The sequence below is a fragment of the Streptomyces sp. NPDC001750 genome (genome assembly GCF_042892615.1).
Taxonomy (GTDB): Bacteria; Actinomycetota; Actinomycetes; order Streptomycetales; family Streptomycetaceae; genus Streptomyces.
In genome coordinates this window covers 1-22,950 of the sequence record NZ_JBIAUE010000017.1, presented here as the reverse complement: position 1 = coordinate 22,950, position 22,950 = coordinate 1, and the positions used below count along the sequence as shown (strand labels likewise).

Below are 22,950 nucleotides of genomic sequence, written 5' to 3'. Positions count from 1 at the left end.
TCTCGCTGAGGCCTGTGGACGGCTGCGGCGTTGTGGACAACGCGGTCACCCACTCGCGCCGCGACCGTCCCCCCACGCCGCTCCCGTTACACCGCGGCCGTCCGCCTGTTCCTCTCCGCCCGCCCGTTTCTCCCCGCTACGGAAGCTCGATCCCCGGGTCGAGACCGTCCAGCGCACGCGAGCACGGGCAGTCGCGATCGGCCTCCGCGGGCAGAGCGCCCACCATGTCGAAGAGCACCGCGCGCAGTCGGTCCACATTGGCCGCGAACACCTTCAGCACCTCGTCGTGCGAGACGCCCTCCCCGGCCTCCGCCCCCGCGTCCAGGTCCGTCACCAGCGTCGTCGTCGTGTAGCAGAGGCCCAGTTCACGGGCCAGGACGGCTTCCGGATGCCCGGTCATCCCGACCACCGACCAGCCCATCGCGGCGTGCCAGCGCGATTCCGCCCGGGTGGAGAAGCGCGGTCCCTCGACGACGACCAGCGTGCCTCCGTCCACGGGTTCCCAGTTCCTGGCGCGAGCCGATGCCAGCGCCGCCCTGCGCCCCGCGGGGCAGTAGGGATCGGCGAAGCCCAGATGGAGGACGTTCGGCACCGTGCCGTCGGCCCGCGGCTCCCCGTCGTAGTACGTCTGCGTCCGGGTCTTGGTGCGGTCCACCAGCTGGTCGGGCACGAGCAGGGTGCCCGGTCCGTACTCCGGACGCAGTCCGCCCACCGCGCACGGGCCGAGCACCTGCCGTGCGCCGACGGAGCGCAGCGCCCACATGTTGGCCCGGTAGTTGATGCGGTGCGGCGGCAGGTGGTGGCCGCGTCCGTGGCGGGGCAGGAAGGCGACCCGGCGACCGCCGACCTCGCCGAGGAAGAGGGAGTCGCTCGGCCGTCCGTACGGGGTGTCCACACGCACCTCCGTGACGTCCTCCAGGAAGGAGTACAGGCCCGAACCGCCGATGACACCGATCTCTGCGTTCACCATGCGATCACACTAGTGCTGCGACCGGAAAGGTATACCGGCTCTCGGCGTCCGGCACGGCACCTCGCCGCGTTGTCGCATCACCCGAGTACGTCGTCCCGTACGAGGACGGTCCTCCGCCTTGCGACGCACCGCACCGGGCGCCGCGAGCTTCCCGGCGAACCTTTCCGGCCACAGCACTGGCGGCGGGCGAAAACGCCGAGGGACCCCATCGAACGGAACGATGGGGTCCCTCGGAAAACTCAGGAAGCGCGGAGAGCCCGGAAAGCCGGGGAACTCACAGACTCGGGGAACTCACAGACTCGGTGAACTCACAGCCTCTGGGAGTTCACTGACTCTTGGGCCGAGGAAGCTCCGGGGGTCCAGGAAGCTCTGGGAGCTCAGAGAATTCTGGAGGCTCAGGCGGCCGACGAACCACTCGTCGAGGACGCCGAGGACGACGACCCGGCGGACGAGGAGGAAGCGGACGACTTCGAGTCAGAACCCGTCGACGAGGAAGACGAGGACGAGGAATCGGACGAAGTGGAACCGGAGCCCTTGGCCGAGGACGACGCCGGAGAGCTGCTCGACGAGGAGCCACGGCTGTCGTTCCGGTAGAAACCGGAGCCCTTGAAGACGATACCGACCGCCGAGAACACCTTCTTGAGGCGTCCGTTGCAGCTCGGGCACACGGTCAGGGCGTCATCGGTGAACTTCTGCACCGCCTCGAGGCCCTCGCCGCATTCGGTGCACTGGTACTGATAGGTCGGCACTTGCTCCTCCTGGCACTCTCACTCAATGAGTGCTAACGACGTTCCATAGTGACGTATTCCGTCGGTTCAGTCCACCGTGACCGACGTCCGGTGACCGACACCACGTGCCACGGTCCGTCCTGCGACGGTGGGTGCCAGCCTCGAACGCAGTGTTACCAGGGTCGCCAGCGCCAGCACGGTCCCCACCAGCGGCACCAGGAAGCCGGCGCTCGCGCCGTGGGCGTCGGCGAGCCGCCCGGCGACCGTCACCGCTGCCGCCTGGCCGAGCGCGACCGAGCCCGTCAGCCAGGTGAACGCCTCGGTCCGGGCGGATCCCGGAACCAGCGTCTCGACCAGCGTGTAGCCGCCGATCAGGGCCGGGGCGATGGAGAGCCCGGCCAGCAGTCCGAGCCCGGCCAGCAGGAACACGGAATGCACCGCCCACAGCCCGGAGGCGGTCAGGGCCAGCGCCGTGTACCCGACGATCAGCCGACGCCGCGGCCCGCTCCGCCAGGCGATGGCGCCGCAGGCGATCCCGGCCAGCATGTTGCCGGCCGCGAAGACGCCGTACAGCAGACCGTTCGCGCCAGGCCGGCCGATCTCCTCGGCGAACGCGGTCAGCGAGACCTGCATGCCGCCAAAGACCGAGCCGATCCCCAGGAACGCCACCGCGAGCACTCGCACACCCGGTACGGACAGGGCGGAGGCGTGCCGCTCGGAGGCGTTGCGAGCGGTGGCGCGCACCGGCGGCTGGGTGCGGTGCTGGGCGGCGAAGAGCAGGCCGCCGATCAGCGTCAGCCCGGCCTCGGCGATCAGCCCGGCCGCCGGGTGCACGCCGGTGCACAGCGCGGTGGCGAGCACCGGCCCGATGACGAAGGTGAACTCGTCCGTCACCGACTCGAAGGCGGCCGCGGTGGACAGGAGAGGAGACGCCTCACGGCCCGGAGCCGCGCCCAGTACGGCCGCCCAGCGGGCCCGTACCATCGGGCCGACCTGCGGAACGGACGCGCCGGTCGGCACGGCCGCGGCGAACAGTGCCCACAGGGGCGCGTCGGCCAGCGCCAGCGCCGTCAGCGCCGACACGGACACCGTGTGCGCCAGGACGCCGGGCAGCAGCACGGCGCGCTGGCCGAAGCGGTCGGCGAGTTTGCCGGTCTGCGGTGCGAACACGGCCATCGACACACCGGTCACGGCGGCGACGGCGCCCGCGCTGCCGTACGAGCCGGTGGTGTGCTGGACCAGCAGCACGATGCCGATCGTCAGCATCGCGAAGGGCTGCCGTGCGGCGAAGCCCGGAAGGAGAAACGTCCACGCACCCGGCGTGCGCAGCAACTGCCCGTAACCGGGGCGTTCGGTGACCGTGGACGCCACGGCCCATGCCTTTCCGCCGCCTGGTGGCCGAGCGTCCGCAGGTCCGGGCCGGCACGGGCGGTGCGGGCTCGGGCGGGCGCAGCCGAGAGCTGTCCTCTTCGCGCGGAACTGCGGTAGATGCCGGGCGCTCAGCAGAGGCGGAGGACGCCACGACCGCCATACGGTCGCGCCAGCTCTGCATCAGGCAGAGTCGGTCGTTCGATGTGGTCAAGCGGGTCCGCGGCCTCGTGGTGAGGCCGGTCGGACTTTCCGCATAATACAACCGGCGTCCTCGCGGCCCTCGCCTGGCGCATCCGTCGCGTACGTCACATGCGTGGGCGTACGCGCACGACGTACATACGTGGGCATAGGCATATACGTACGACGTCACGTCCGTGCATGTGCGCGGCATGCGGGCCCACGGCATGCGGGCCCACGGCATGCGCGCACACGGCATGCGCCGGGTCCGTCGCGAGCTCAGTGGCGGGTCCTCGGGCCGTCCGGCCTCCCCCGCTTCTTCGCGGCCTTCCACGCATGTGCCACTCCGTGTGCCACATCGGCCCCGGCCAGGCTCTCCCCGCCGACGGTGGTTCCGAGCCAGCCCGCGAGCTTGCCCCCCGCGCCGACCGCGTGCAGCCGTTGCTCCGCCGCGTCGCGCACCGGATCGGTGGTGACCACGAGCAGTTCGTCACCGCGCCGCAGCACGGTGGACGGCGCCGGTACGAAGCTCTTGCCGTCGCGCACGACGAGGGTGACCGCGGCCCCGGCGGGCAGGCGCAGTTCCCCGACCTCTACGCCGTGCATCTTCGACCTGCCGGGGATGGCCACCGAGAGCAGGTGGCCGCGCAGTCGCTCCAGCGGCGCCGACTCGATGCCCAGGTCGGTCGCCTCGGACGGGTCCTCGGCGATCTTGAGGGCCTTCGCCATCCAGGGCAGCGTCGGCCCCTGGATGAGGGTGTAGACCACGACGAGCACGAAGACGATGTTGAAGATCCGGGTGGAGCCCTCGACCCCGGACACCATCGGGATGGTCGCCAGGATGATGGGGACGGCGCCGCGCAGCCCCGCCCACGACATGAACACCTTCTCCTGCCAGGGCAGGCGGAACGGCGCCAGCGAGATGAAGACCTCCAGTGGGCGCGCCACCATCGTCAGCACCAGTCCCACGATCACCGCGGGCCAGAAGTCGTCGTACAGGTCGTGCGGCGTGACCAGCAGCCCGAGCAGCACGAACATGCCGATCTGGGCCAGCCAGCCGAGCCCGTCCGCGAAGCCGCGGGTGGCCGGCCAGTGCGGCAGCTTGGCGTTGCCGAGGATCATCGCGGCCAGGTAGACGGCCAGGAAGCCGCTGCCGTGGGCCAGCGCGCCCGCCGCGTACGCGGACACGGCGATCGCCATCACGGCGATCGGGTACAGGCCGGACGCGGGCAGTGCGACATGGCGCAGTCCGAACGCGCCGATCCAGCCGACGGCCAGTCCTACGGCCGCGCCGATCGCGAGCTCCAGGGCTATCTCTCCGACCAGGACGTACCAGGTCTCCACCGGCCCGGCGGCGGAGAAGGCCACCACCAGGATCACCACGGGGGCGTCGTTGAAGCCGGACTCGGCCTCCAGAACGCCCGTGAGCCGGGCGGGCAGCGGCACCTTGCGCAGCACCGAGAAGACCGCGGCGGCGTCCGTGGACGAGACGACCGCACCGATGATCAGCGACTGTCGCCAGTCCAGCCCGACCAGATAGTGCGCCCCGGCCGCGGTGATGCCGACGCTCACGGCGACACCGGCTATCGAGAGCATCGCGGCGGCCGGCAGCGCGGGTCTGATCTCTTTCCACTTCGTGCCCAGACCGCCTTCGGCGAGGATCACGACCAGTGCGGCATACCCGATGACCTGGGTCAGTTCCGCATTGTTGAACTTCACATCGAAGAAGCCGTCCTGCCCCATGGCCATCCCGATGCCCAGATAAAGGAGCAGGCTGGGGAGCCCGCTGCGGGACGAGACGCGCACCGCCGCCACCGCGACGAGCAGCACGAGCGAGCAGACGAGCAGGAGTTCGTTGAGCGTGTGGACAGTCAGTGGCCGTTCCTTCCCTGCGTGCGCCTGCCGAATCAACCGGTTCGAGCGGTTCTGCGGGCTCGTCCGTATCGCTCCTCGGCATCGGCCGTCGGCGGTCGGTACTTCGTTACCTTACCTAATCTTTAACGCTTTCTTGACGCGTCCGCTCGTTCGTACGACCATCGACGACCGCTGTGGAACTGGAACCATTCCGATACCGCGTCAGAGCGGCCCGGCCTCTGCGCCTAAGGTTGCTCCTGCACTCCCAGGACCACCTGCCCCTCGAAGGACAGCGATGCCCGCCAATACAACCGCCTCTTCCGGCCCTTCCGGTACGGCCGGTTCCGCCGCCGGGAAGGCCGCCGGGAAGCCCGGCAGGAAGAAGGGGCGACGCGCCCGCCTGATCGTGATCGTTCTGGTGCTGGCGCTCGTCGCGGGTATCGGATACGGCGCCTTCTGGTCCGTGTCGACCGTGCGGGCCTCGTACCCGCAGACCACCGGGACGATCAAGCTCGACGGCCTCGACGGGGACGTCGAGGTCAAGCGCGACGCCTACGGGATCCCGCAGCTGTACGCGGACTCCGACGCCGACCTCTTCCGCGCCCAGGGCTTCGTCCACGCGCAGGACCGCTTCTGGGAGATGGACGTCCGCCGTCACATGACGGCCGGCCGGCTCTCCGAGATGTTCGGCTCCGGGCAGGTCGACACCGACGCGTTCCTGCGCACCCTGGGCTGGCGCAAGGTGGCCCAGCGGGAGTACGACGAGGTCCTGTCCGAGGAGACGAAGAAGAACCTCCAGGCGTACGCGGACGGCGTGAACGCCTACCTCAAGGGCCGTGACGGCAAGGACATCTCCGTCGAGTACGCCGCCCTCGGCTTCACCAACGACTACAAGCCGGGCGAGTGGACCCCGGTCGACTCGGTGGCCTGGCTCAAGGCGATGGCCTGGGACCTGCGCGGCAACATGCAGGACGAGATCGACCGCTCGCTGATGACCAGCAGGCTCGACGAGAAGCAGATCGCGCAGCTGTACCCGGACTACCCGTACAAGACGCACAAGCCGATCGTCGAGAAGGGCGCGGTCTCGTCGGTGACCGGGAAGTTCGATCCGGAGGCGACCCCGTCCTCGTCCGGCGCCGGCTCGGACACCGCGCAGGGCGCCACCGGGCAGGGCACCGGCACGCAGGGCACGACCGGTCAAGGGACCGGTACGCAGGGCGCCATCGGACAGGGCACCGGCACGCAGGGGGCCACCGCGCAGGGCGCCGCCGAGGGCGTGAGCACCCAGCTCGCCTCGCTCTCCGACACCCTCGACGAGATCCCGGCGCTGCTCGGCCCGAACGGCAACGGCATCGGGTCCAACTCCTGGGTGGTCTCCGGGGATTACACGACGACCGGGAAGCCGCTGCTGGCCAACGACCCGCACCTGGCGCCGCAGCTGCCCTCGCTCTGGTACCAGATGGGGCTGCACTGCCGTGAGACCAGCGCGAAGTGCCAGTACGACGTGGCCGGTTACACCTTCTCCGGCATGCCCGGCGTGATCATCGGCCACAACCAGGACATCGCCTGGGGCTTCACCAACCTGGGCGCGGACGTCACGGACCTCTTCCTGGAGAAGGTCTCGGGCGAGGGCTACCTGTACGACGGCAAGGTCAAGCCGTTCACCGTCCGCGACGAGACGATCAAGGTCGCGGGCGGCAAGAGCCGGACGATCACCATCCGCGAGACGAACAACGGTCCGGTGGTCTCCGACCGCAGTGGCGAACTGGAGAAGGTCGGCCAGAAGGCCCCCGTCGAGGGCGTCGCCCCGGACCGGTCCGACGGCTACGCGGTCGCCCTCAGGTGGACCGCGCTGGACCCGGGCCGTTCCATGGACGCCGTCTTCGAGCTCAACCGGGCCAAGGACTTTCCGTCCTTCCGCAAGGCGGCCGAGCACTTCGAGGTTCCCGCGCAGAACCTGATCTACGCCGACACCGAGGGGCATATCGGCTACCAGGCGCCCGGGAAGATCCCGGTCCGCAAGAAGGGCGACGGCACGATGCCCAGCCCCGGCTGGTCCTCGGAGTACGGCTGGGAGAAGAAACCCATCCCGTTCGAAGCGCTGCCCTACGAGTACGACCCGAAGCGCGGCTACATCGTCACCGCCAACCAGCCCGTGGTCGACGACAAGTACGCCCACCTGCTCACCAAGGACTGGGGCTACGGCTCCCGCAGCCAGCGGATCAACGACCTCATCAAGGCGAAGATCGAGGACGGCGGGAAGATCTCGACCGAAGACATGCAGAAGATGCAGATGGACAACCACAGCGAGATCGCCCCGCTGCTGGTGCCCGAGCTGTTGAAGATCAACATCTCGGACAAGAGCGTCCGCGAGGCGCAGAAGCTGCTGGAGGGCTGGGACTACGCCCAGGAGCCCGACTCGGCCGCGGCCGCGTACTTCAACGCGGTCTGGCGCAACATCCTCAAGCTGGCCTTCGGGAACAAGCTGCCCAAGGAGCTGCGGGTCGAGGGCGAATGCCTCAACGTGCGCCGGGCCGACAACTCGGGCCCGGTCGACGAGCGGCACAAGCTGGTGCGCGAGTGCGGGCAGCGCGCGGCGGACTCCGCCCAGCCGGACGGCGGTGACCGCTGGTACCGGGTGGTCGAGGGGCTGATGGACGACCCGAAGAGCGACTGGTGGAAGTCGCCGGAGAGCGGCCGGGACGAGGCGACCGAGACCCGTGACGAACTCTTCGCGCGCGCCATGGAGGACGCCCGCTGGGAGCTGACCGCCAAGCTCGGCAAGGACATCAGCAGCTGGAGCTGGGGCCGGCTGCACCAGCTGACCCTGAAGAACCAGACCCTCGGCACCGAGGGCCCCGGTCTGCTCCAGCGGCTCCTCAACCGCGGCCCGTGGAACCTCGGCGGCGGCGAGGCCGCGGTGAACGCCACCGGCTGGAACGCGGCGGGCGGCTACGAGGTCGTCTGGGTGCCGTCGATGCGGATGGTGGTCAACGTGGGCGACTGGGACAAGTCCCGCTGGATCAACCTGACCGGTGCCTCCGGGCACGCGTACGCGGCGCACTACACCGATCAGACCGACAAGTGGGTCAAGGGCGAACTGCTCGACTGGTCCTTCGGGACCAACGCGGTGAGCAAGTCGACGACCGACACCCTGACCCTCAAGCCATGACCCGGCCCTCGGACTGTGGCCCGACCGCCGGGCCGTGACAGGGGGCGCGCCGTAGGAGGCCGGGATCTCTCACCGTGAGAGGTCCCGGCCTTCGGCTTTCGGGTCCGCGCGGGCCCCGCCCGAGTCCGGAACGGTCCGTCCCGGACCCGGAGCGGTCCGTCCCGGACCCGGAGCGGTCCGTCCCGGACCCGGAGCGGTCCGTCCCGGGTCCGGAACGGTTCGTTCAGCGCTCCGTCCCGGGCTCCATGCGGCCCGTCCCGGGCTCCGCGCCGCCCTCCCCGGGTGCTGTGCGCCCCGTCCTGCGGGTCGCGGCCGGAGTCACCACCACGTCCACGGGGTGGTCGTGCGGTTCCACCGGAACCCGGGCGACCACCTCGTCGTCGTACAGCAGGACGATCAGCGCCGGGTGCGCCCCCGCCGCCGTGAGCCGGGCCAGCACCCGGTCGTAGCTGCCGCCGCCGCGCCCCAGCCGCATCCCCCGCGCGTCCACCGCGAGCCCCGGCAGGAGCACGGCGTCGGCCTCCAGGACGGCGTCCCGGCCCAGCCGCTCCCCGTCCGGCTCCAGCAGTCCGCGCCCGGCCCGCACCAGGCGGTCGGCCCCCTCGTACGCCGACCAGTCCAGGTCGTTGTCCGGCAGGAGCACCGGCAGCAGCACCCGTACGCCCCGCGCGCGCAGCGCGTCCAGCAGCACGCGGGTGCCCGGCTCGCTCCCGACCGAGACATAGGCGGCGACGGTACGGGCCCCGGCGAGCTCCGGCAGATGCAATGCGCTCCGGGACAGAACCGTCGCGGCGTTTTCCGCGTCTTCCCCGGTCAGAAGGCGTCGAGCGGCAAGCAGTTCACGCCTGAGACGGGCCTTTTCGGACATCTCGCTGTTCAACGGATACCCTGAACCTCTCGTATGCGTATATAGGCGTACAAAGTTAACCGGACCCTCACCTTCCGCCCACGCGTGCCGGTTATCGTTCTGCGCATGACTATGTCGCACCGCAGGATCAGCAAGGCCGTCATCCCGGCCGCAGGACTCGGTACCCGCTTTCTGCCGGCCACCAAGGCCACTCCCAAGGAGATGCTGCCTGTCGTCGACAAGCCCGCGATCCAGTACGTCGTCGAGGAAGCGGTGGCCGCCGGGCTCTCCGACGTCCTGATGATCACCGGCCGGAACAAGCGTCCGCTGGAGGACCATTTCGACCGCAACTACGAACTGGAGTCCGCGCTCACCCGCAAGGGGGATGCCGACCGGCTCCGGAAGGTCCAGGAGTCGAGCGACCTGGCGACCATGCACTACGTGCGGCAGGGCGACCCGCGCGGTCTCGGCCACGCGGTGCTGTGCGCGGCGCCGCACGTCGGGGACCAGCCGTTCGCGGTCCTCCTCGGCGACGACCTGATCGACCCGCGCGACCCGCTGCTGTCCCGCATGGTCGAGGTCCAGGAGCGCGAGGGCGGCAGCGTCGTCGCGCTGATGGAGGTCGCGCCGGAACAGATCCACATGTACGGCTGCGCGGCCGTGGAACCCGGCCCCGACGGCGACGTGGTGCGCGTCACGGGCCTGGTCGAGAAGCCGGAGCCGGGGGAGGCGCCCAGCAACCTCGCCATCATCGGCCGCTACGTCCTCGATCCCGCCGTCTTCGGGATACTGCGCCGGACCGAGCCGGGCCGCGGCGGTGAGATCCAGCTGACCGACGCCCTCCAGCTCCTCGCCGAGGACGAGAAGGTCGGCGGCCCGGTGCACGGCGTCGTCTTCAAGGGCCGCCGCTATGACACCGGCGACCGTAGCGACTACCTCCGTGCCATTGTCAGGCTCGCGTGCGAACGTGAGGACCTGGGCCCGGACTTCAGGGCCTGGCTCCGCAGTTACGTCACCGAGGAGATGTAGCACCTTGAGCAGCACGATGTGGTCGGTGGACGAGCACCTGGACGACATTCTCGGCGCGGTGCGCCCGCTCGAACCCATCGAGTTGCAACTGCACGACGCGCAGGGCTGCGTCCTCGTCGAGGACGTCTTCGTGGAGATCGCCCTGCCCCCCTTCGACAACAGCTCGATGGACGGGTACGCGGTCCGCGTCGCCGATGTCGAGGGTGCCGACGAGGAGTTCCCCGCGGTGCTCACCGTCATCGGTGACGTCGCTGCGGGCAGCGGCGGGCTGCCCGGCGGCCGGAGCGTCGGCCCCGGCGAGGCCGCCCGCGTCATGACCGGCGCCCCGCTGCCGGCCGGTGCCGAGGCGGTGGTTCCGGTCGAGTGGACCGACGGGGGTACGGGCGGCGGCCCCGCCGACGCCATGCGCGCCCACGGCGACGCCCCGGAGGGCGCGGGCGGCGAGGTCCGCGTGCACCGCTCCGTCGAGGCCCGCGCCCATGTCAGGGACCGCGGCAGCGACGTGAAGCCGGGCGAACTGGCCCTGCCCGCCGGTTCGGTGATCGGCCCGCCGCAGATCGGGCTGCTCGCCGCGATCGGCCGCTCGACGGTGAAGGTGCGGCCCCGGCCGCGCGTCGTCGTCATCTCGACCGGCGCCGAACTCGCCCAGCCCGGCGAGGAACTGACCGCCGGTCGGATCTACGACTCCAACAGCTTCGCCCTGACGGCCGCCGCCCGGGACGCGGGGGCGATCGCCTATCGCGTCGGCGCCGTCACGGACGACCCCGACACGCTCCGCGCCACGATCGAGGACCAGTTGATCCGCGCGGACATCGTCGTCACGACAGGAGGCGTCAGCGTCGGCGCGTACGACGTCGTCAAGGAGGCCCTGTCGTCGGTGGGGGACGCGGACGGGCCCGGCGGCGTCGACTTCCGCAGGATCGCCATGCAGCCGGGCAAGCCGCAGGGCTTCGGCTCGATCGGCCCCGACCACACACCGCTGCTGGCGCTGCCGGGCAACCCCGTCTCGGCGTATGTCTCCTTCGAGCTGTTCGTACGGCCCGCGATCCGCGCCCTGATGGGCCTCGCGGACCTGCGCCGGCCCACGGTCCGGGCCACGTTGAAGGCCGACGAGGCGCTCTCCTCGCCGGCCGGGCGCCGCCAGTTCCTGCGCGGTACGTACGATGCGGAGGCCGGGACGGTCAGCCCTGTCGGCGGCGCCGGATCGCATCTGGTCGCGGCCCTCGCCCGGGCGGACGCGCTGATCGTGCTGCCCGAGGACGTCACGTCCGCCGAGCCCGGCACCGACACCGAGGTGGTCCTGCTCCGCTGATCCCCGGGCGGTGGCGGTACGGTATCTGCCGCTGTGCCTTCCCGGGGACGATCCCGGGCCCCGGGCCCGCACCCCGGTGCGGGCCGAGCGGGCAACCGGCGCGCTACCGCGAGGCGGAGTGAGTTGAGTACGCAGAACAGGCTGACGCACATCGACGACACGGGTGCGGCCCGCATGGTCGACGTCTCCGGGAAGGACGTCACCGCGCGGGTGGCCCGCGCCGGCGGTCGGGTCCTCGTCTCGCCGCGCGTCGTCGAACTGCTCCGCGGCGAGGGCCTCCCCAAGGGCGATGCCCTGGCCACCGCCCGGATCGCGGGGATCATGGCCGCCAAGCGCACCCCGGACCTGATCCCGCTCTGCCACCCGCTGGCCCTCTCCGGCGTCGAGGTGGACCTGGCGGTCGCCGACGACGCGGTGGAGATCACCGCCACTGTGCGGACGACCGACCGCACGGGTGTCGAGATGGAGGCCCTGACCGCGGTCTCCGTCGCCGCGCTCACGGTGATCGACATGGTCAAGGCCGTCGACAAGGCGGCGGTCGTCACGGACGTACGGGTGGAGGAGAAGTCGGGCGGCGCGTCGGGCGACTACCGCCGCACCGACACCTGTGACGGCCCCCGGTCCAGCGATGCGGGCGGAGCGGACGCATGACCGCTGCCGCGACCGGCCCCGTAGCCGACGGGGATCCGACGCCCCCCGGCACCGCACCCGGCGGACCGGACGGGAGGACCGAGGCGCCCGGGAGGCCGGACCCGAGGAACGGGGCATCCGACAAGGGCGAACCGTCCGCGACGGCGCGGTCCGGGTCCTCGCCCGGCCACGCGCCGACCGCCCCGTACACGGCCCTCGTCGTCACCGCCTCCAACCGCGCTTCCGCCGGTGTCTACGCCGACAAGGGGGGCCCGCTCATCGTCGAGGCACTCACCCGGCTCGGCTTCGCCGCCGACGGCCCGCAGGTCGTGCCCGACGGCGACCCGGTGGAACGGGCGCTCCACGACGGCGTGTCCGCCGGATACGACGTGATCGTCACCACCGGCGGCACGGGCATCTCGCCCACCGACCGCACGCCCGAAGCCACCCGCCGCGTCCTCGACCACGAGATCCCCGGCATCGCCGAGGCGATCCGTGCCGAGGGCCGCGACAAGGTGCCCACCGCCGCGCTCTCCCGGGGGCTGGCCGGTGTCGCGGGCGGCACGCTGATCGTGAACCTGCCCGGCTCCACCGGCGGGGTGCGCGACGGCCTCGCCGTCCTCGAACGCCTCCTGGTGCACGCCGTCGACCAGTTGCGCGGCGGCGATCACCCCCGACCCGGGAGCCCCAACTGAACGTTCCGACCTGGCCGGTGGTCCTCACCGACGGCGAGATCACCCTGCGCCCGGTGAGGATGCGTGACCAGCGCATGTGGCGCGAGGTCAACCAGCGCAACCGCGACTGGCTGCGGCCCTGGGAGGCGACCGTGCCGCCGCCCGCCCCGGGCGCGCCGGTGGCCCAGCGCCCCACGTACCGTCAGATGGTGCGCCACCTGCGCGCCGAGGCCAACGCGGGCCGGATGCTGCCCTTCGCCATCGAGTACCGGGGCCGGCTGGTCGGTCAGCTCACGGTCGCCGGGATCACCTGGGGGTCGATGTGCTCGGGCCACATCGGCTACTGGGTCGACCGGGAGGTGGCCGGCCGCGGCGTGATGCCGACCGCGGTCGCCCTCGCCGTCGACCACTGCTTCGGCCGGGTCGGACTGCACCGCGTCGAGGTGTGCATCCGTCCGGAGAACGGGCCCAGCAGAAGGGTCGTCGAGAAACTGGGATTCCGGGAGGAGGGGCTGCGCCCCCGCTACCTCCATATCGACGGCGCCTGGCGGGACCACCTGATCTACGCACTCACCGCCGAGGAGATCCCCGGCGGCCTGCTCAGGCGCTGGCACCGTACGAGGTCCGGGGCATCGGGAGCCCCGGGCGCGTCCGGGACGGCCGCGGCGCCCGAGGAACCGGCCGGGACGACCGACGGAACCGAGGAACCGCGCGGGCCCGAGGGACCCGGACAGCAGGGTGGGCCCGATACGTCCGAGGGGCCTGGGGCACCTGAAAAATGAAATAGGTGTTCGATATCGATCGACATGAGTCACAAACGAACACCCAAACGTCCACGTTCGATCGGAACAATCACAAAAAAAGCACTTGATATCAGCGGGATTGCGCGACACACCGGTCCAATTGGCCGATGCGTCCCTGCAAACCCCTCTACGGTGTGAGACGTGAGCAGCAGCGGCCTCATCTACGCAGTCATCGTCGGGGCCTGGGCCGCCTACTTGGTGCCGATGTGGCTCCGCAGGCAGGACGAACTCAACGAGGCTCGTCCGACGGAACGCTTCAGCACGGCCATCCGGCTGCTGTCCGGCCGGGCGGCCATGGAGCGCCGGTACGCCAAGGACCTGCGGGAGCGCACCGGCGAGGAGGCCGACCCCGACGCCGACCCGGATGTCGTCACGGACCGAATGGATTCCGTGGACGTCCGGGCCTTCGCCGCGCCCGAGGCGCATACCGCAGCCGGGTTGCACGACCCGGCGCGAGCGCCGGAGCGTACGGACCGGCAGCGTCCCGAACCGGCGCGGCGCGCACGCCCGCGCTCCGGCCGTACGGATGCCGAGCGCGCCCGCCGGGCCCAGCGCCTCCAGGTCCTCGCGCGCCGTCGGCGCACCACCGTCGTCCTGTTCCTCGCCTTCACCCTGGGGGCGATCGTCGCGGCGGTCGGCGGCCTCGCCTTCCTCTGGGCACCCGCGGTTCCGGCGGTGCTGCTGAGCACGTACATCGTGCATCTGCGCGCCCAGGAGCGGCGTCGGTTCGCCTTCACCATGGACCGGCGCCGGGCCGAGGCGGCGGCGCGGCAGCTGCGCGAGAACCGTCCCCGCAGGCAGCAGCCGGCCGAGGCCGTCGCCGCCGAGCCCGACGAGGAGCCCGAGGCGCGCCGCCCCGAGCCCGAGCCCGCCCACGCGCTCTCCCCGCAGGAGGCGGACCGCCGCGCCCTCGTCGAGCAGACGGACCACGCGGAGTGGGTCGACCAGCAGCGCCAGCGCGGCCCGGCCCAGGGCGACAGCTGGGAACCCGTCCCGGTCCCGCTGCCCACGTACGTCACCGCCCCGGTCGCTCCGCGCGCCACGGGCGGCGTCGAGGTGGGCGACCCGGAGACCTGGAGCGCGGCTCGCTCCAGCGCCGCCGAACCCACCCGGACGGGCACCTCGCACCCCGCGGCGTCCCCCGTCGACCCGGCGCCCCGTCGGCGCGTCGGCGCGCCCCGGCGCAACCGTGACCGCGGCCGGACCCCGCTGTTCGACCAGTACGAGGACGGCGACCGTCCCCGTGCCGCCAACGAGTGAGCCCCGCGGTCCTCGCCGCGAGGCCGCCTCGGCTGACCAGCGAGGAACGGATTTCCGGGCACCCGCGCGGGGATGCTAGAGTTTCACTCGTTGCAAGGGCCTGTGGCGCAGTCTGGTAGCGCACCTCGTTCGCATCGAGGGGGTCAGGGGTTCAAATCCCCTCAGGTCCACCGCACAACTGTTCTTGAGTCAGATCAAGAGCGGTGACGAGAATCCCGTCCGATCGCAAGATCGGGCGGGATCTCTGCTTTTCCGGCTTCCCTGCTTCTTCGGCTTTCCGGGGAGCGCATTCCTGCGGTCGGCGGCGAAGGTGACCACGCTTCGCGCTGCGGCCGGAGTTCCGGCGCCCGACAGCCGGACGGCGGACGGGACATGACGCCATGAAGGCGCGGGCCCGCCCGGTCACGCACGTGCCCGTGGCGCGCATCCGCTCGCTGCTGCGGCGGCCACCTACGCGTCCGTCCCGGGGACGGGGCAGGCCGCAGGCGAGGAGCCGGCGTCCGGGGGCGAGGTGCTGGTGTTCGGTGGCCTGACCGTCGACACCGCCGGCGCACCCGCGAGATCGTGCTGCCGCGGGCGATCGGGGCATCGCGCCGCCAAGTCTCCCGCTCGGTCCTCTGGAGGTCCTCCTGGCCGGCCTCTTCGCATCGGCGGCCGGTATCCTGCCCGGCCTCGGGATCGCCTCGGCACTGCCCCACGTGCTGGGCGCCGACGGACACGCTGCCCCACGGCCCCCTGGTGATCGGCCCGCGCTCCGTCGTGGCGGTGCTCGTCGTGGGCGTGGGCGTCACCGTGCTCGCCGCGTGGCCGCCGTCCCGCAGGGCGGCGAGGGGCGCGCCGGTCGAGGCGATGCGCACGGCCAGTGGCCGCCCACCGCCGGGCGGCCACGCATCCGCGCCGCGGTGGGCCTGGTCCCTCTCGTCATCGGCGCCGGATGGCTGGTCCCGCACACGGGGGCGAAGGCCGCCTGGGAGGAGAATCTCCGGAACGCGATGCTCGGCCGCGCCCCCTTCGTGGCCGCCCTGATCGTGCCGGCGTCGTTGCTCGCCGTCCCGGTGATCCGGCGGCTCACCGGACGGCTGACCGGCCGCTTCGGAACCGCCGGACGGCTCGCCCGGCGGAACGCGCTGCGCGACCCGCGGCGCACCGCGGAAACCGCCGTCATCCTGGTGATCGGCACCGCTCCGGTCGCGGGGTTCGCCATCATCGGAAGCTCCACCGCATGGGCGCTCGACCGCCGGGCCGCGGCCGGACTCGGCACCGACTGCGTGATCAGCACCCGCAGCCTCCTGAACGGCATCGACCGGCCGCCGTGCGGCGAGTGAGCGACACCCCCGGGGCGCGGACTGCGGCCGCCGTACCGGGCCGCCGCCCTCAGTCCGCTGGAGGCCGTCGCGGAGGCATGGTCACCGCTCCGAACGGCCGCCTGCCGCGCGGCGCCCGGTGCGGATCGCACGCACCGGACGCCGCGCGGCGCGGCCCGCGGCCGAACGGCGGCAGTCCGAAGACAGGACCGCTGGGTCAGCAGACCCGGCGGTCCTGCGTCAGCGTTCCCTGCTCGGTCCGGATCGTGCGGTCGTAGCAGCCCTCGGAGCCGATGAGCCGGTAGTGCTCGCCGGACGTGCCCACTGCGTGGCGTTGGTCGCGCGGGACGTTCAGCGTCCAGGCGGCATCGCCGGTGTAGGTGTCGTCGAGCCGGGACCAGGAGACGCGCTTGCCGGCCCGGGTGGTCGAGGTCCTCGCGTGGTCGCCGAGCGCGATGACGGTGCGCAGCCGGCCGGCGGAGTCGACCGTGATCTCGCCGTCCACGGTGTAGGCGCGGTTCGTGCGCGTGACGCGGGCCGGGCCGCGGCCGTCCACGGTCACCGTCTCGTCGTCGCTCCAGCGGGCCTTGAGGCCGTCTGTGTTCTCGTCCACCGTCCAGTGGTGGGTGGAGGTGTTGGCGACGGTTCGGTCGACGGTGGTGACGACACGACCGTGGGAGGTGTTCAGGTAGCCGGAGACGGTGAGCCGGTGGCCGCCCTCGGTGTCCTGGCGGTGGAGCGGACCGGGCGTGTGCGTCGTCGTGTTGGACGGGTCGCTCTCCTCGTGGCGGGTGAGCGCCCCGGTGACGGTCCTGCTGTTCTCGTCCTGCCAGACGAGTACGTTGGCGGGCGTGCTCCAGCCGCTCTGTCCCTCGGGCACGCCCGCCACCGACACCTCGACGCGGTGTTCACGTCCGTCGTTGAGGATGCCCGCGAACGGCGTCAGGTCGTACTCCAGGGGCTTCACGTCGAAGGCGCGCGGTGCCGGAACGACGTACCAGAGGAAGGGATTGGACCAGCCGCCGGTCCACACGTTCGGGAACGGCGAGGCGATTCCGGCGAGTTGTCCGTCGACCTTGACCCGCACCTCGCGGTAGGGGCCCTTGTCGGCCTTGCACGAGTACGGTTCGTCGTCCGGCACGGTCAGGTACCAGAACTCCTCGCAGCCGCCGCCGGATCCGGTGGCGTACACCTCGGCGACGATCTTCTCGGAGTTGCGCGGGGTGGTGAGCCGGGCGTCCTTCAGCGGAAGCACCGTGTCGGGTGCGTCGGCGGGCTTCGTGCGGCCCTGCGCGGCGTAGAAGGTCAGCGTGACCTCGACGTCGATGACGCCGGTGTACGTGTCGTCGACGACGTTGCCGATGAGCATCTCGACGGACCGGCCGCGGCGGAAGGTGTCGCTGTAGTGGGTGACGTCCTTCTCCACGGACCACTCGATGCCCTCGGGCGAGGGTTCGGGCGTGGAGGTGCGCAACACCTCGACGCCGCCGACCTCCAGGCGGCCGAGGCGGTCGTACTGACGGCCCTTCACCTTGCCGTCGAGGCGCAGCACCACCTTGCTCCAGCGGTCGCCGCAGCCCTTGGGCGGGGTGTAACTCCCGGTGTACGGCGTGAAGTCGCGGAACTCGGTGTCCACGAGAGTCACTTCGCAGGAGCGGGTGGCGGGCTTGTCGACGGGCGGTGCCGCGGTCAGCGGGTCGTGCCAGTCGTTGCCGAACTCCGTGGGTATCGGCTCGGCCGCCGACGCCGGGTTCGCGCCGAGCGCCGTACCCGCGGCCATGACCAGCCCCGTGAGCAGGGACGTGATCCGTCTCTTCGTGGCCTGTCTCTTCTTCGTGGTCCGTCTCTTCATGGGACATGAGTGAAGCGCGCGGGCACGTGGGTGCGCCAGAGGTGATGGTCGACGTTGTTGTGTTCTGTGCTCTTGTGTTGCGACCTCACCCGCGTTCCGGCCGACGTGTCGCCGACGCGCGGGGTGGGCACGGACGGCCCCCTCCGCCGCTACCGCAGCGGCTTGGCCATGCAGAGGCTGCTGTCGTGCATGCGGTAGTAGCCGAACTTCTCGCACGGGGTGTAGCCGCTCGACGCGTACAGCGCTATGGCTTCGGGCTGCTTGTCCCCGGTCTCCAGCACCATGCGGATCCGGCCGGCGGCCCGTGCGTCGGCCTCCAGGGCGGCCAGCATGCGGCGGGCGAGGCCCTGGCCGCGGCCCTCGGGAATCACGAACATCCGCTTCAGCTCGGCGTCGCCGTCCGCGTAGCCCTCGTCGTTCCGCTCCTGGGAACGCCAGCCGCCGGTGGCGACGGGACGGCCCCGCTCGTCGTAGGCGAGCAGATACAGGCCGTGCGGGGGCTCGAACATCGACGGGTCGAGGGGTGTGACATCGCCCTCACCGTCGCCGTACCGCTCGGCGTATTCACGCTGGACCTGGTCGTTGAGCTTGACGGCGTCGGCGTGATCGAAGGGCCGAGGCTGGATAATCATGCGAAGCATGGTACAGGTATGCGACTCTGTCTCCGGGTGAGTGTCGGTATCGTGCCGTAATGCTCACTGTGACCACAAACACTGTGTGTAAAGCATTGCGCCGTTGAGCTGTGAAGGAACGAACGGCCCCGCAGGTTGAACCAACGGCGTCGGTTGAACCTGCGGGGCCGCCAACTCTACTGCGCGGGCTGCCCGCTTCCGGGGCAGGTTTCCGTGCCGCTCCCGCCGCCCTGGTGGATCGTGGTGGGCTCACCGGGCGCGGAACCCACGCCCGCGCCGCAGACGGGGCACGATCCTGCGCACTGGCCAGGGTCGAAGCGGTGGTTCGTGTCGCACATATCAGTTCCTCCTTGGTGGGGGTGGTGCTGATAGGTGGTGCACTTGCGCCCTGCCCGGCCGGGCGGCCGGGCGGCCGGGCGCCCGCCCGGGCAGGGAGTCAGAAGGAGCTTTGCAGCTCGAATTCCCGGCCACCCTTGCCCTGGCCGGGGCGGGCCGTGTGCGCGAACAGCGTGAAGATCCGGGACCCGCTGTGGAATTCCAGCCCCAAACCAGGGTGGTTGTTCGGCGCGTCCGCCCGGTCGCCCGTCGTGTACGTGTAGACCCTCTTGATCTCGGCGTTCCCGGAGTTGCTGAGCGTCGCAGCCAGGTACTGTTCGGCCCGCGCCGGGGTGATCTTGCCGTCCTCGTACAGGTCGGGTACCGGTACCTCGGCCGGCGGCACGTCGTGCACAGGAACCTCGGGCCGGTCGTAGTCGTCGGAGAGCGCGGCAGCCGTGATGGCGGCCCACAGCTGCGCCCCGCCGCTGAAAGTGACGTGGATGCCGTACGGGCGCCCCTCCTGCCACGGCTCGGCGGTCTCCACGTCGGGGGCCTTGAGCAGGGTTTCAACGGCGAACTCTTGGAACCTTTGGGGGCGCATTTATGATCATTTCCCTTCCGTGGCGGCCGGGTCAGTCTAGGCGGAGTGCTGCCTGTGGCCCTTCTGGCTGTGGCAGCCTCCTCGCCATCGGCGACATCAGGGGCGTCGGTGGCCCCGACCGGCACACGGGGGCGGGCGCTCGGCCGGGGCCACCTGTCGCGCAGAGCCTCACCGCGACCGCTGCGGCACCCGTGAGGGGAGAGCCGAGGGCCCATAGGACCTCCCCGCGGGGCGGACAGGGTCACTCAGGGTGTCCCTGTCGGGGATGCGCGCCCCGCCGCGCGCAGGCGGCGGGGGTGGTGCCGTCCTCCCCCGCGCGGTGACGGGCAGCGCGGGGGAGGACGGGATTGGGCCCGCTCCGGTGATGAGCCCCCACCGGGCACCGGAGCGGGAGTCTTGGGTCTACGGGGCCTGCGCCACCAGGTCGGCGCAACACGGCCCGGTCCACACCTCGACGTCGAGGACGTGGGTGCCGAGCCGGTCGGGGATGACGCCGACGCGGACCGTCCCGGTGGTCAGGGGCGTCTTGCACCAGATGCAGGCCCGGCCGGCGGCCTGGTCCCACGTCAGCGACCCCGGGTCCGGGAGCGGTCGGGCGGTCGGCGCGGTCACGGCTTCTCGTCGTACGGGCGGAGGCCGCGCTGTTCCCGACACGGGTTGCACGCGTACAACTGCCGACCCGGGCCCGAGCCCTGCTCGATGATGTCGACCAGGACCGCGGTGCCGGACGGGCCCTTGTGCCAGTCGCACCAGCCAGCACGCTCCGGCACCGGGCGGCCGGTCACCGCTGCCTGCCCGTGCACCGGTTGCACCGACAGGCCGGGAACTCATGCTTCATGGGAAGTTCCTCGACCGGGGACACCTTGGCCTTCGGGCGGACGATGCGCGTTGTCCGGCCGCGCCGATCGACCTCGTACACCTTGAGCGTCATGGCCGACATCACGCCACCACGAGGGTGGGGCCGCCAAGGAGCGCGGTGAGGGAGTCGCGCAGCTCCTCGGCCTCGGTTCGGGACAGGACGAGCGACACCTCGGCCTGCACTTCGTCGAGGTGGTACAGCGCCACCGGCACGCGTACCTCGCCTGTGCCCGGATCGCTGTGCGGTACGGCGGCGCGCTGCGGTGAGGCGTGCCAGGACGTGACGGACATGCAGAAGCCCCCTACGGTCGGCCGGTTGGCGGGCGATTACAGTAGGGGGCCCTCGGTGCAGGCAGGGGGACAAACTGTCCCCCTGTCCCAGGTCGCCCTCTTACCCGGTGGCAACACCGACGGCGGCGGCCAAGCGGCTGGCCTCGCCGCGGAGGGCCCGCGGGGCTGTACGCCACAGGTCCGCGGCGACCGTGCGGGCGGACGGGGTGAAGGAGACGGTCTCGGCCCCGATCTCGTGGGCGATCTTCATGACGTGCAGGGCAGCTGTGCGGTCCCCACGCTGGAGGTGCCCGCGGGCGACCTCCACCCACAGGCGGGCCCGGCGCTCGCGGGACGGCATGGTGTCCGGGTCGAGGTTGTCGGCAGCACCCAGCGCCTTCCCCGCTTTCCGTAGGTCGATGTCGACGCTGACGGCGTGGAAGTCGACGTTCGCTCGGCCGAAGACCGTGCTGGGGTGGACGTACGCGGCGGGCAGGGACTTGGCAATTTGGTCGCCTCGCCCCCAGTACCGCCACGCATCACCCTCGCGGCCCTCGCGCGCCGCCGTCACCGCGGCATGGAGCTGGAGCGCACCGTAGATGCCCCGCCAGTCGTCCGGCGCTCCATCGAGGTGGGGGCGGATCAGGTCGGCAGCCTCATCGACGACGCGTAGCGCCTCCTCCGGGTAGCTCGTCTCCCGGAGGATGTTGCCCATGCTCCAGGCGCTCGCCGCTATGGCGGCGGGCTCGTCTGCGTCCTGTGCGGCCGACAGTGCGCGGTCGGCGACAACCCACGCCAGCTCGGCCGGGGCGATGTACGCGGTGGCCTGCCCGGTCAGGCGGTAGATGTCGGACAGGGCGACGAGGGCGGCGCGGCGCTGGTCACCGTCGAGCGTGCGCGCAGCGGTTTCGCCGTCGCGGATCAGCGCCGGAAGCAGGGCCCCGACTTCGCTGCGGTTCCGGGCTGAGGTGTGCCACAGCCGCCATGTCTGGTCTGCGCGCCCCTGAAGAACAGCCGGGGAGACCAGCCCGGCAGGAGGGGCCGCGAGGGTGCGCGTCATGACTGCGGACCAGATGTCCGGCATGACCGGGTGCGAGAGTCGGCCGAGCGGTACCGGCTGCGTGGGACCGGTCTCGGCGCCGGTGATGACCGACAGGTCGGACACTTGAAGCGCGGCGGCGAGCTTGAGCAGCAGGGTGTGGCTCCGGAGTTCCCGTTCGCCGGTCTCGATCTTCTTCAGCCAGTCCGGGCCCCGGCCGCACAGCTCCGCCAGGACAGGCCGGGTCATGCCTCGTGACTCACGTAGGACCCGGACTCGCTCGCCAACACTCAGGTCTGATGCGGGGTGGTTCATGGTGCCCCTCCGTCTGCCGTCGCGGTTCCGTCAGCGTACGGGCGGGCGACGCATTGAGGGGAGGCCGCGCGGCTTCCGGAAGGCCGTCCCGCATGGTTCGTACGATGCGGGCTGTGGCAATCGAACTGAGTGACGAGCTGATCGAGCTGGAGCGCGCGGCCTGGGCCGAGCAGCAGGAAAACCGGCTGACCGTGGAGACCGCGGCCCGAGTACAGGAAGCGATCACTGCGTACGCCGCGGCGACCGGGCAGTCCCGGTACGAGGTCGAGGCCGCGCTGAAGCGGCTCGTCCGGCACCCGGCCGACAGCGACGACGGCTGATCCCGGACGCACGAAGCCGCCCCCTCCCGCGCGTGTTGCGGAGGAGGCGGCGGCGCGAGCGGAAGCCCCGCATGCGCGAGGACCAGGCGCCCAGGACGGAATGGAGGATGCTGCCGACGGGACCACCCCCGCGCACGCGGGGACCAGCCTGCTGTCAGCCAGCGGGACAAGTTGGGCTCCGGACCACCCCCGCGCACGCGGGGACCAGGCTTCCTGACCTGGGACTCTACCCAGCCAGGCGCCGGTTTTCCTTCACTTCCCTGGATCTGGCACGACGAAGCGTCCCGCCGCCCGGTGCGGCCGACGGTCACGACGGCTGATCCCGGACACACGAAACCGCCCCGCCCCGGCTGCAACCGGAAGCAGGGGCGGGGCGGTTCAGGAACGGTGGCGCTCCGGCGGGGACCCGCCCCTCCCGGAGAAAGGGGGCGGAGTGCCGTCCAGTACGAGGGCGATCCTCCGCCTTGCGATGCACCGCACCGGACGCCGCGAGCCTCCCGGCAAACCTTTCCGGCCACAGCACTACTGAACTTGAATTCGTGATGTCGGTCAGTCGTCCATAATCAGGTCGGTGCTGGCGAGGCATCCGTCGACCAGGTCCGGGCGGTACTGGA

Annotated in this window: 20 protein-coding genes, 1 tRNA gene and 1 pseudogene; 10 read left to right on the top strand and 12 right to left on the bottom strand. The window is 71.4% G+C overall.

Going from position 1 to position 22,950, the window contains the following annotated elements; translation table 11 throughout:
* Positions 1-136 precede the first annotated feature (136 nt).
* The 4 genes from ACFYY6_RS24415 to ACFYY6_RS24400 form a co-directional block, all read right to left on the bottom strand.
* On the bottom strand, positions 137-970 hold the full coding sequence (locus tag ACFYY6_RS24415; RefSeq protein WP_351520630.1) for an S-methyl-5'-thioadenosine phosphorylase: 834 nt from the start codon (positions 968-970) through the stop codon (positions 137-139).
* A gap of 395 nt (positions 971-1,365) precedes the next feature.
* Positions 1,366-1,719 (bottom strand): FmdB family zinc ribbon protein, encoded by a 354-nt coding sequence (locus tag ACFYY6_RS24410; RefSeq protein ID WP_351520629.1) that lies wholly within the window; start codon positions 1,717-1,719, stop codon positions 1,366-1,368.
* Positions 1,720-1,785: 66 nt separating this feature from the next.
* The gene (locus ACFYY6_RS24405) at positions 1,786-3,069 is read right to left on the bottom strand and encodes an MFS transporter (protein ID WP_351520628.1); all 1,284 of its coding nucleotides are present in this window, start codon (positions 3,067-3,069) and stop codon (positions 1,786-1,788) included.
* A 456-nt stretch (positions 3,070-3,525) separates the two neighbouring features.
* Complete coding sequence (locus ACFYY6_RS24400; protein ID WP_351520667.1) at positions 3,526-5,061, bottom strand: potassium/proton antiporter; 1,536 nt, start codon at positions 5,059-5,061, stop codon at positions 3,526-3,528.
* 334 nt (positions 5,062-5,395) lie between these two features.
* On the opposite strand from ACFYY6_RS24400, the gene ACFYY6_RS24395 reads away from it, so the two are divergent.
* Positions 5,396-8,272 (top strand): penicillin acylase family protein, encoded by a 2,877-nt coding sequence (locus tag ACFYY6_RS24395; RefSeq protein ID WP_389195117.1) that lies wholly within the window; start codon positions 5,396-5,398, stop codon positions 8,270-8,272.
* Positions 8,273-8,495: 223 nt separating this feature from the next.
* Here the strand turns inward: ACFYY6_RS24395 and ACFYY6_RS24390 are convergent, their stop codons facing one another.
* Entirely contained in the window at positions 8,496-9,140 is a 645-nt protein-coding gene (locus tag ACFYY6_RS24390; RefSeq protein WP_388650445.1) for a 5-formyltetrahydrofolate cyclo-ligase, read from the bottom strand.
* A 105-nt stretch (positions 9,141-9,245) separates the two neighbouring features.
* Here ACFYY6_RS24390 and galU point away from each other — a divergent pair, with 105 nt between their 5' ends.
* The 8 genes and pseudogenes from galU (at position 9,246) to ACFYY6_RS24350 (ending at position 16,152) form a co-directional block, all read left to right on the top strand.
* Complete coding sequence (galU, locus tag ACFYY6_RS24385; protein ID WP_073787005.1) at positions 9,246-10,148, top strand: UTP--glucose-1-phosphate uridylyltransferase GalU; 903 nt, start codon at positions 9,246-9,248, stop codon at positions 10,146-10,148.
* Between the two features lie 4 nt (positions 10,149-10,152).
* Positions 10,153-11,460, top strand: coding sequence for a gephyrin-like molybdotransferase Glp (gene glp, locus ACFYY6_RS24380; RefSeq protein ID WP_351520625.1), 1,308 nt, complete (start codon positions 10,153-10,155; stop codon positions 11,458-11,460).
* A 123-nt stretch (positions 11,461-11,583) separates the two neighbouring features.
* Positions 11,584-12,111 carry a cyclic pyranopterin monophosphate synthase MoaC gene (gene moaC, locus ACFYY6_RS24375; protein WP_351520623.1) on the top strand — a complete coding sequence of 176 codons (528 nt, stop codon included), beginning with the start codon at positions 11,584-11,586 and terminating at the stop codon, positions 12,109-12,111.
* A complete protein-coding gene (locus tag ACFYY6_RS24370; RefSeq protein ID WP_389195113.1) occupies positions 12,108-12,785 on the top strand; it encodes a molybdenum cofactor biosynthesis protein B in 678 nt (225 codons plus the stop codon). The genes moaC and ACFYY6_RS24370 overlap by 4 nt, the downstream gene beginning before the upstream one ends.
* Positions 12,786-12,802: 17 nt before the next feature.
* Positions 12,803-13,390 (top strand): annotated as a pseudogene (locus tag ACFYY6_RS24365) (GNAT family N-acetyltransferase); the annotation flags it as partial.
* 318 nt (positions 13,391-13,708) lie between these two features.
* Positions 13,709-14,827 (top strand): gephyrin-like molybdotransferase receptor GlpR, encoded by a 1,119-nt coding sequence (glpR, locus tag ACFYY6_RS24360; RefSeq protein ID WP_351520619.1) that lies wholly within the window; start codon positions 13,709-13,711, stop codon positions 14,825-14,827.
* 96 nt (positions 14,828-14,923) lie between these two features.
* Positions 14,924-14,997: transfer RNA gene (locus ACFYY6_RS24355), tRNA-Ala, on the top strand.
* 633 nt (positions 14,998-15,630) lie between these two features.
* A complete protein-coding gene (locus ACFYY6_RS24350; RefSeq protein WP_351520618.1) occupies positions 15,631-16,152 on the top strand; it encodes a hypothetical protein in 522 nt (173 codons plus the stop codon).
* Between the two features lie 196 nt (positions 16,153-16,348).
* Here ACFYY6_RS24350 and ACFYY6_RS24345 read toward each other — a convergent pair whose 3' ends face one another.
* From ACFYY6_RS24345 to ACFYY6_RS24315, 7 genes are all read right to left on the bottom strand, one after another.
* Positions 16,349-17,983, bottom strand: coding sequence for a peptide-N4-asparagine amidase (locus ACFYY6_RS24345; protein WP_389195110.1), 1,635 nt, complete (start codon positions 17,981-17,983; stop codon positions 16,349-16,351).
* 149 nt (positions 17,984-18,132) lie between these two features.
* Positions 18,133-18,615 (bottom strand): GNAT family N-acetyltransferase, encoded by a 483-nt coding sequence (locus ACFYY6_RS24340; RefSeq protein ID WP_351518890.1) that lies wholly within the window; start codon positions 18,613-18,615, stop codon positions 18,133-18,135.
* A gap of 436 nt (positions 18,616-19,051) precedes the next feature.
* Complete coding sequence (locus tag ACFYY6_RS24335; protein ID WP_389195107.1) at positions 19,052-19,534, bottom strand: hypothetical protein; 483 nt, start codon at positions 19,532-19,534, stop codon at positions 19,052-19,054.
* 402 nt (positions 19,535-19,936) lie between these two features.
* Positions 19,937-20,146 (bottom strand): hypothetical protein, encoded by a 210-nt coding sequence (locus ACFYY6_RS24330; RefSeq protein WP_389195104.1) that lies wholly within the window; start codon positions 20,144-20,146, stop codon positions 19,937-19,939.
* A complete protein-coding gene (locus tag ACFYY6_RS24325; protein WP_389195101.1) occupies positions 20,143-20,337 on the bottom strand; it encodes a hypothetical protein in 195 nt (64 codons plus the stop codon). Before ACFYY6_RS24325 ends, ACFYY6_RS24330 begins: the two co-directional genes overlap by 4 nt.
* 136 nt (positions 20,338-20,473) lie before the next feature.
* Positions 20,474-20,683: a hypothetical protein gene (locus ACFYY6_RS24320; RefSeq protein WP_389195098.1), complete on the bottom strand. Its 210-nt coding sequence runs from the start codon at positions 20,681-20,683 to the stop codon at positions 20,474-20,476.
* 100 nt (positions 20,684-20,783) lie between these two features.
* Positions 20,784-22,016 carry a helix-turn-helix domain-containing protein gene (locus tag ACFYY6_RS24315; RefSeq protein ID WP_389195095.1) on the bottom strand — a complete coding sequence of 411 codons (1,233 nt, stop codon included), beginning with the start codon at positions 22,014-22,016 and terminating at the stop codon, positions 20,784-20,786.
* A 113-nt stretch (positions 22,017-22,129) separates the two neighbouring features.
* Between ACFYY6_RS24315 and ACFYY6_RS24310 the strand changes: the two genes are divergently transcribed.
* A complete protein-coding gene (locus ACFYY6_RS24310) occupies positions 22,130-22,336 on the top strand; it encodes a hypothetical protein (RefSeq protein ID WP_389195092.1) in 207 nt (68 codons plus the stop codon).
* Positions 22,337-22,950: the final 614 nt, after the last annotated feature.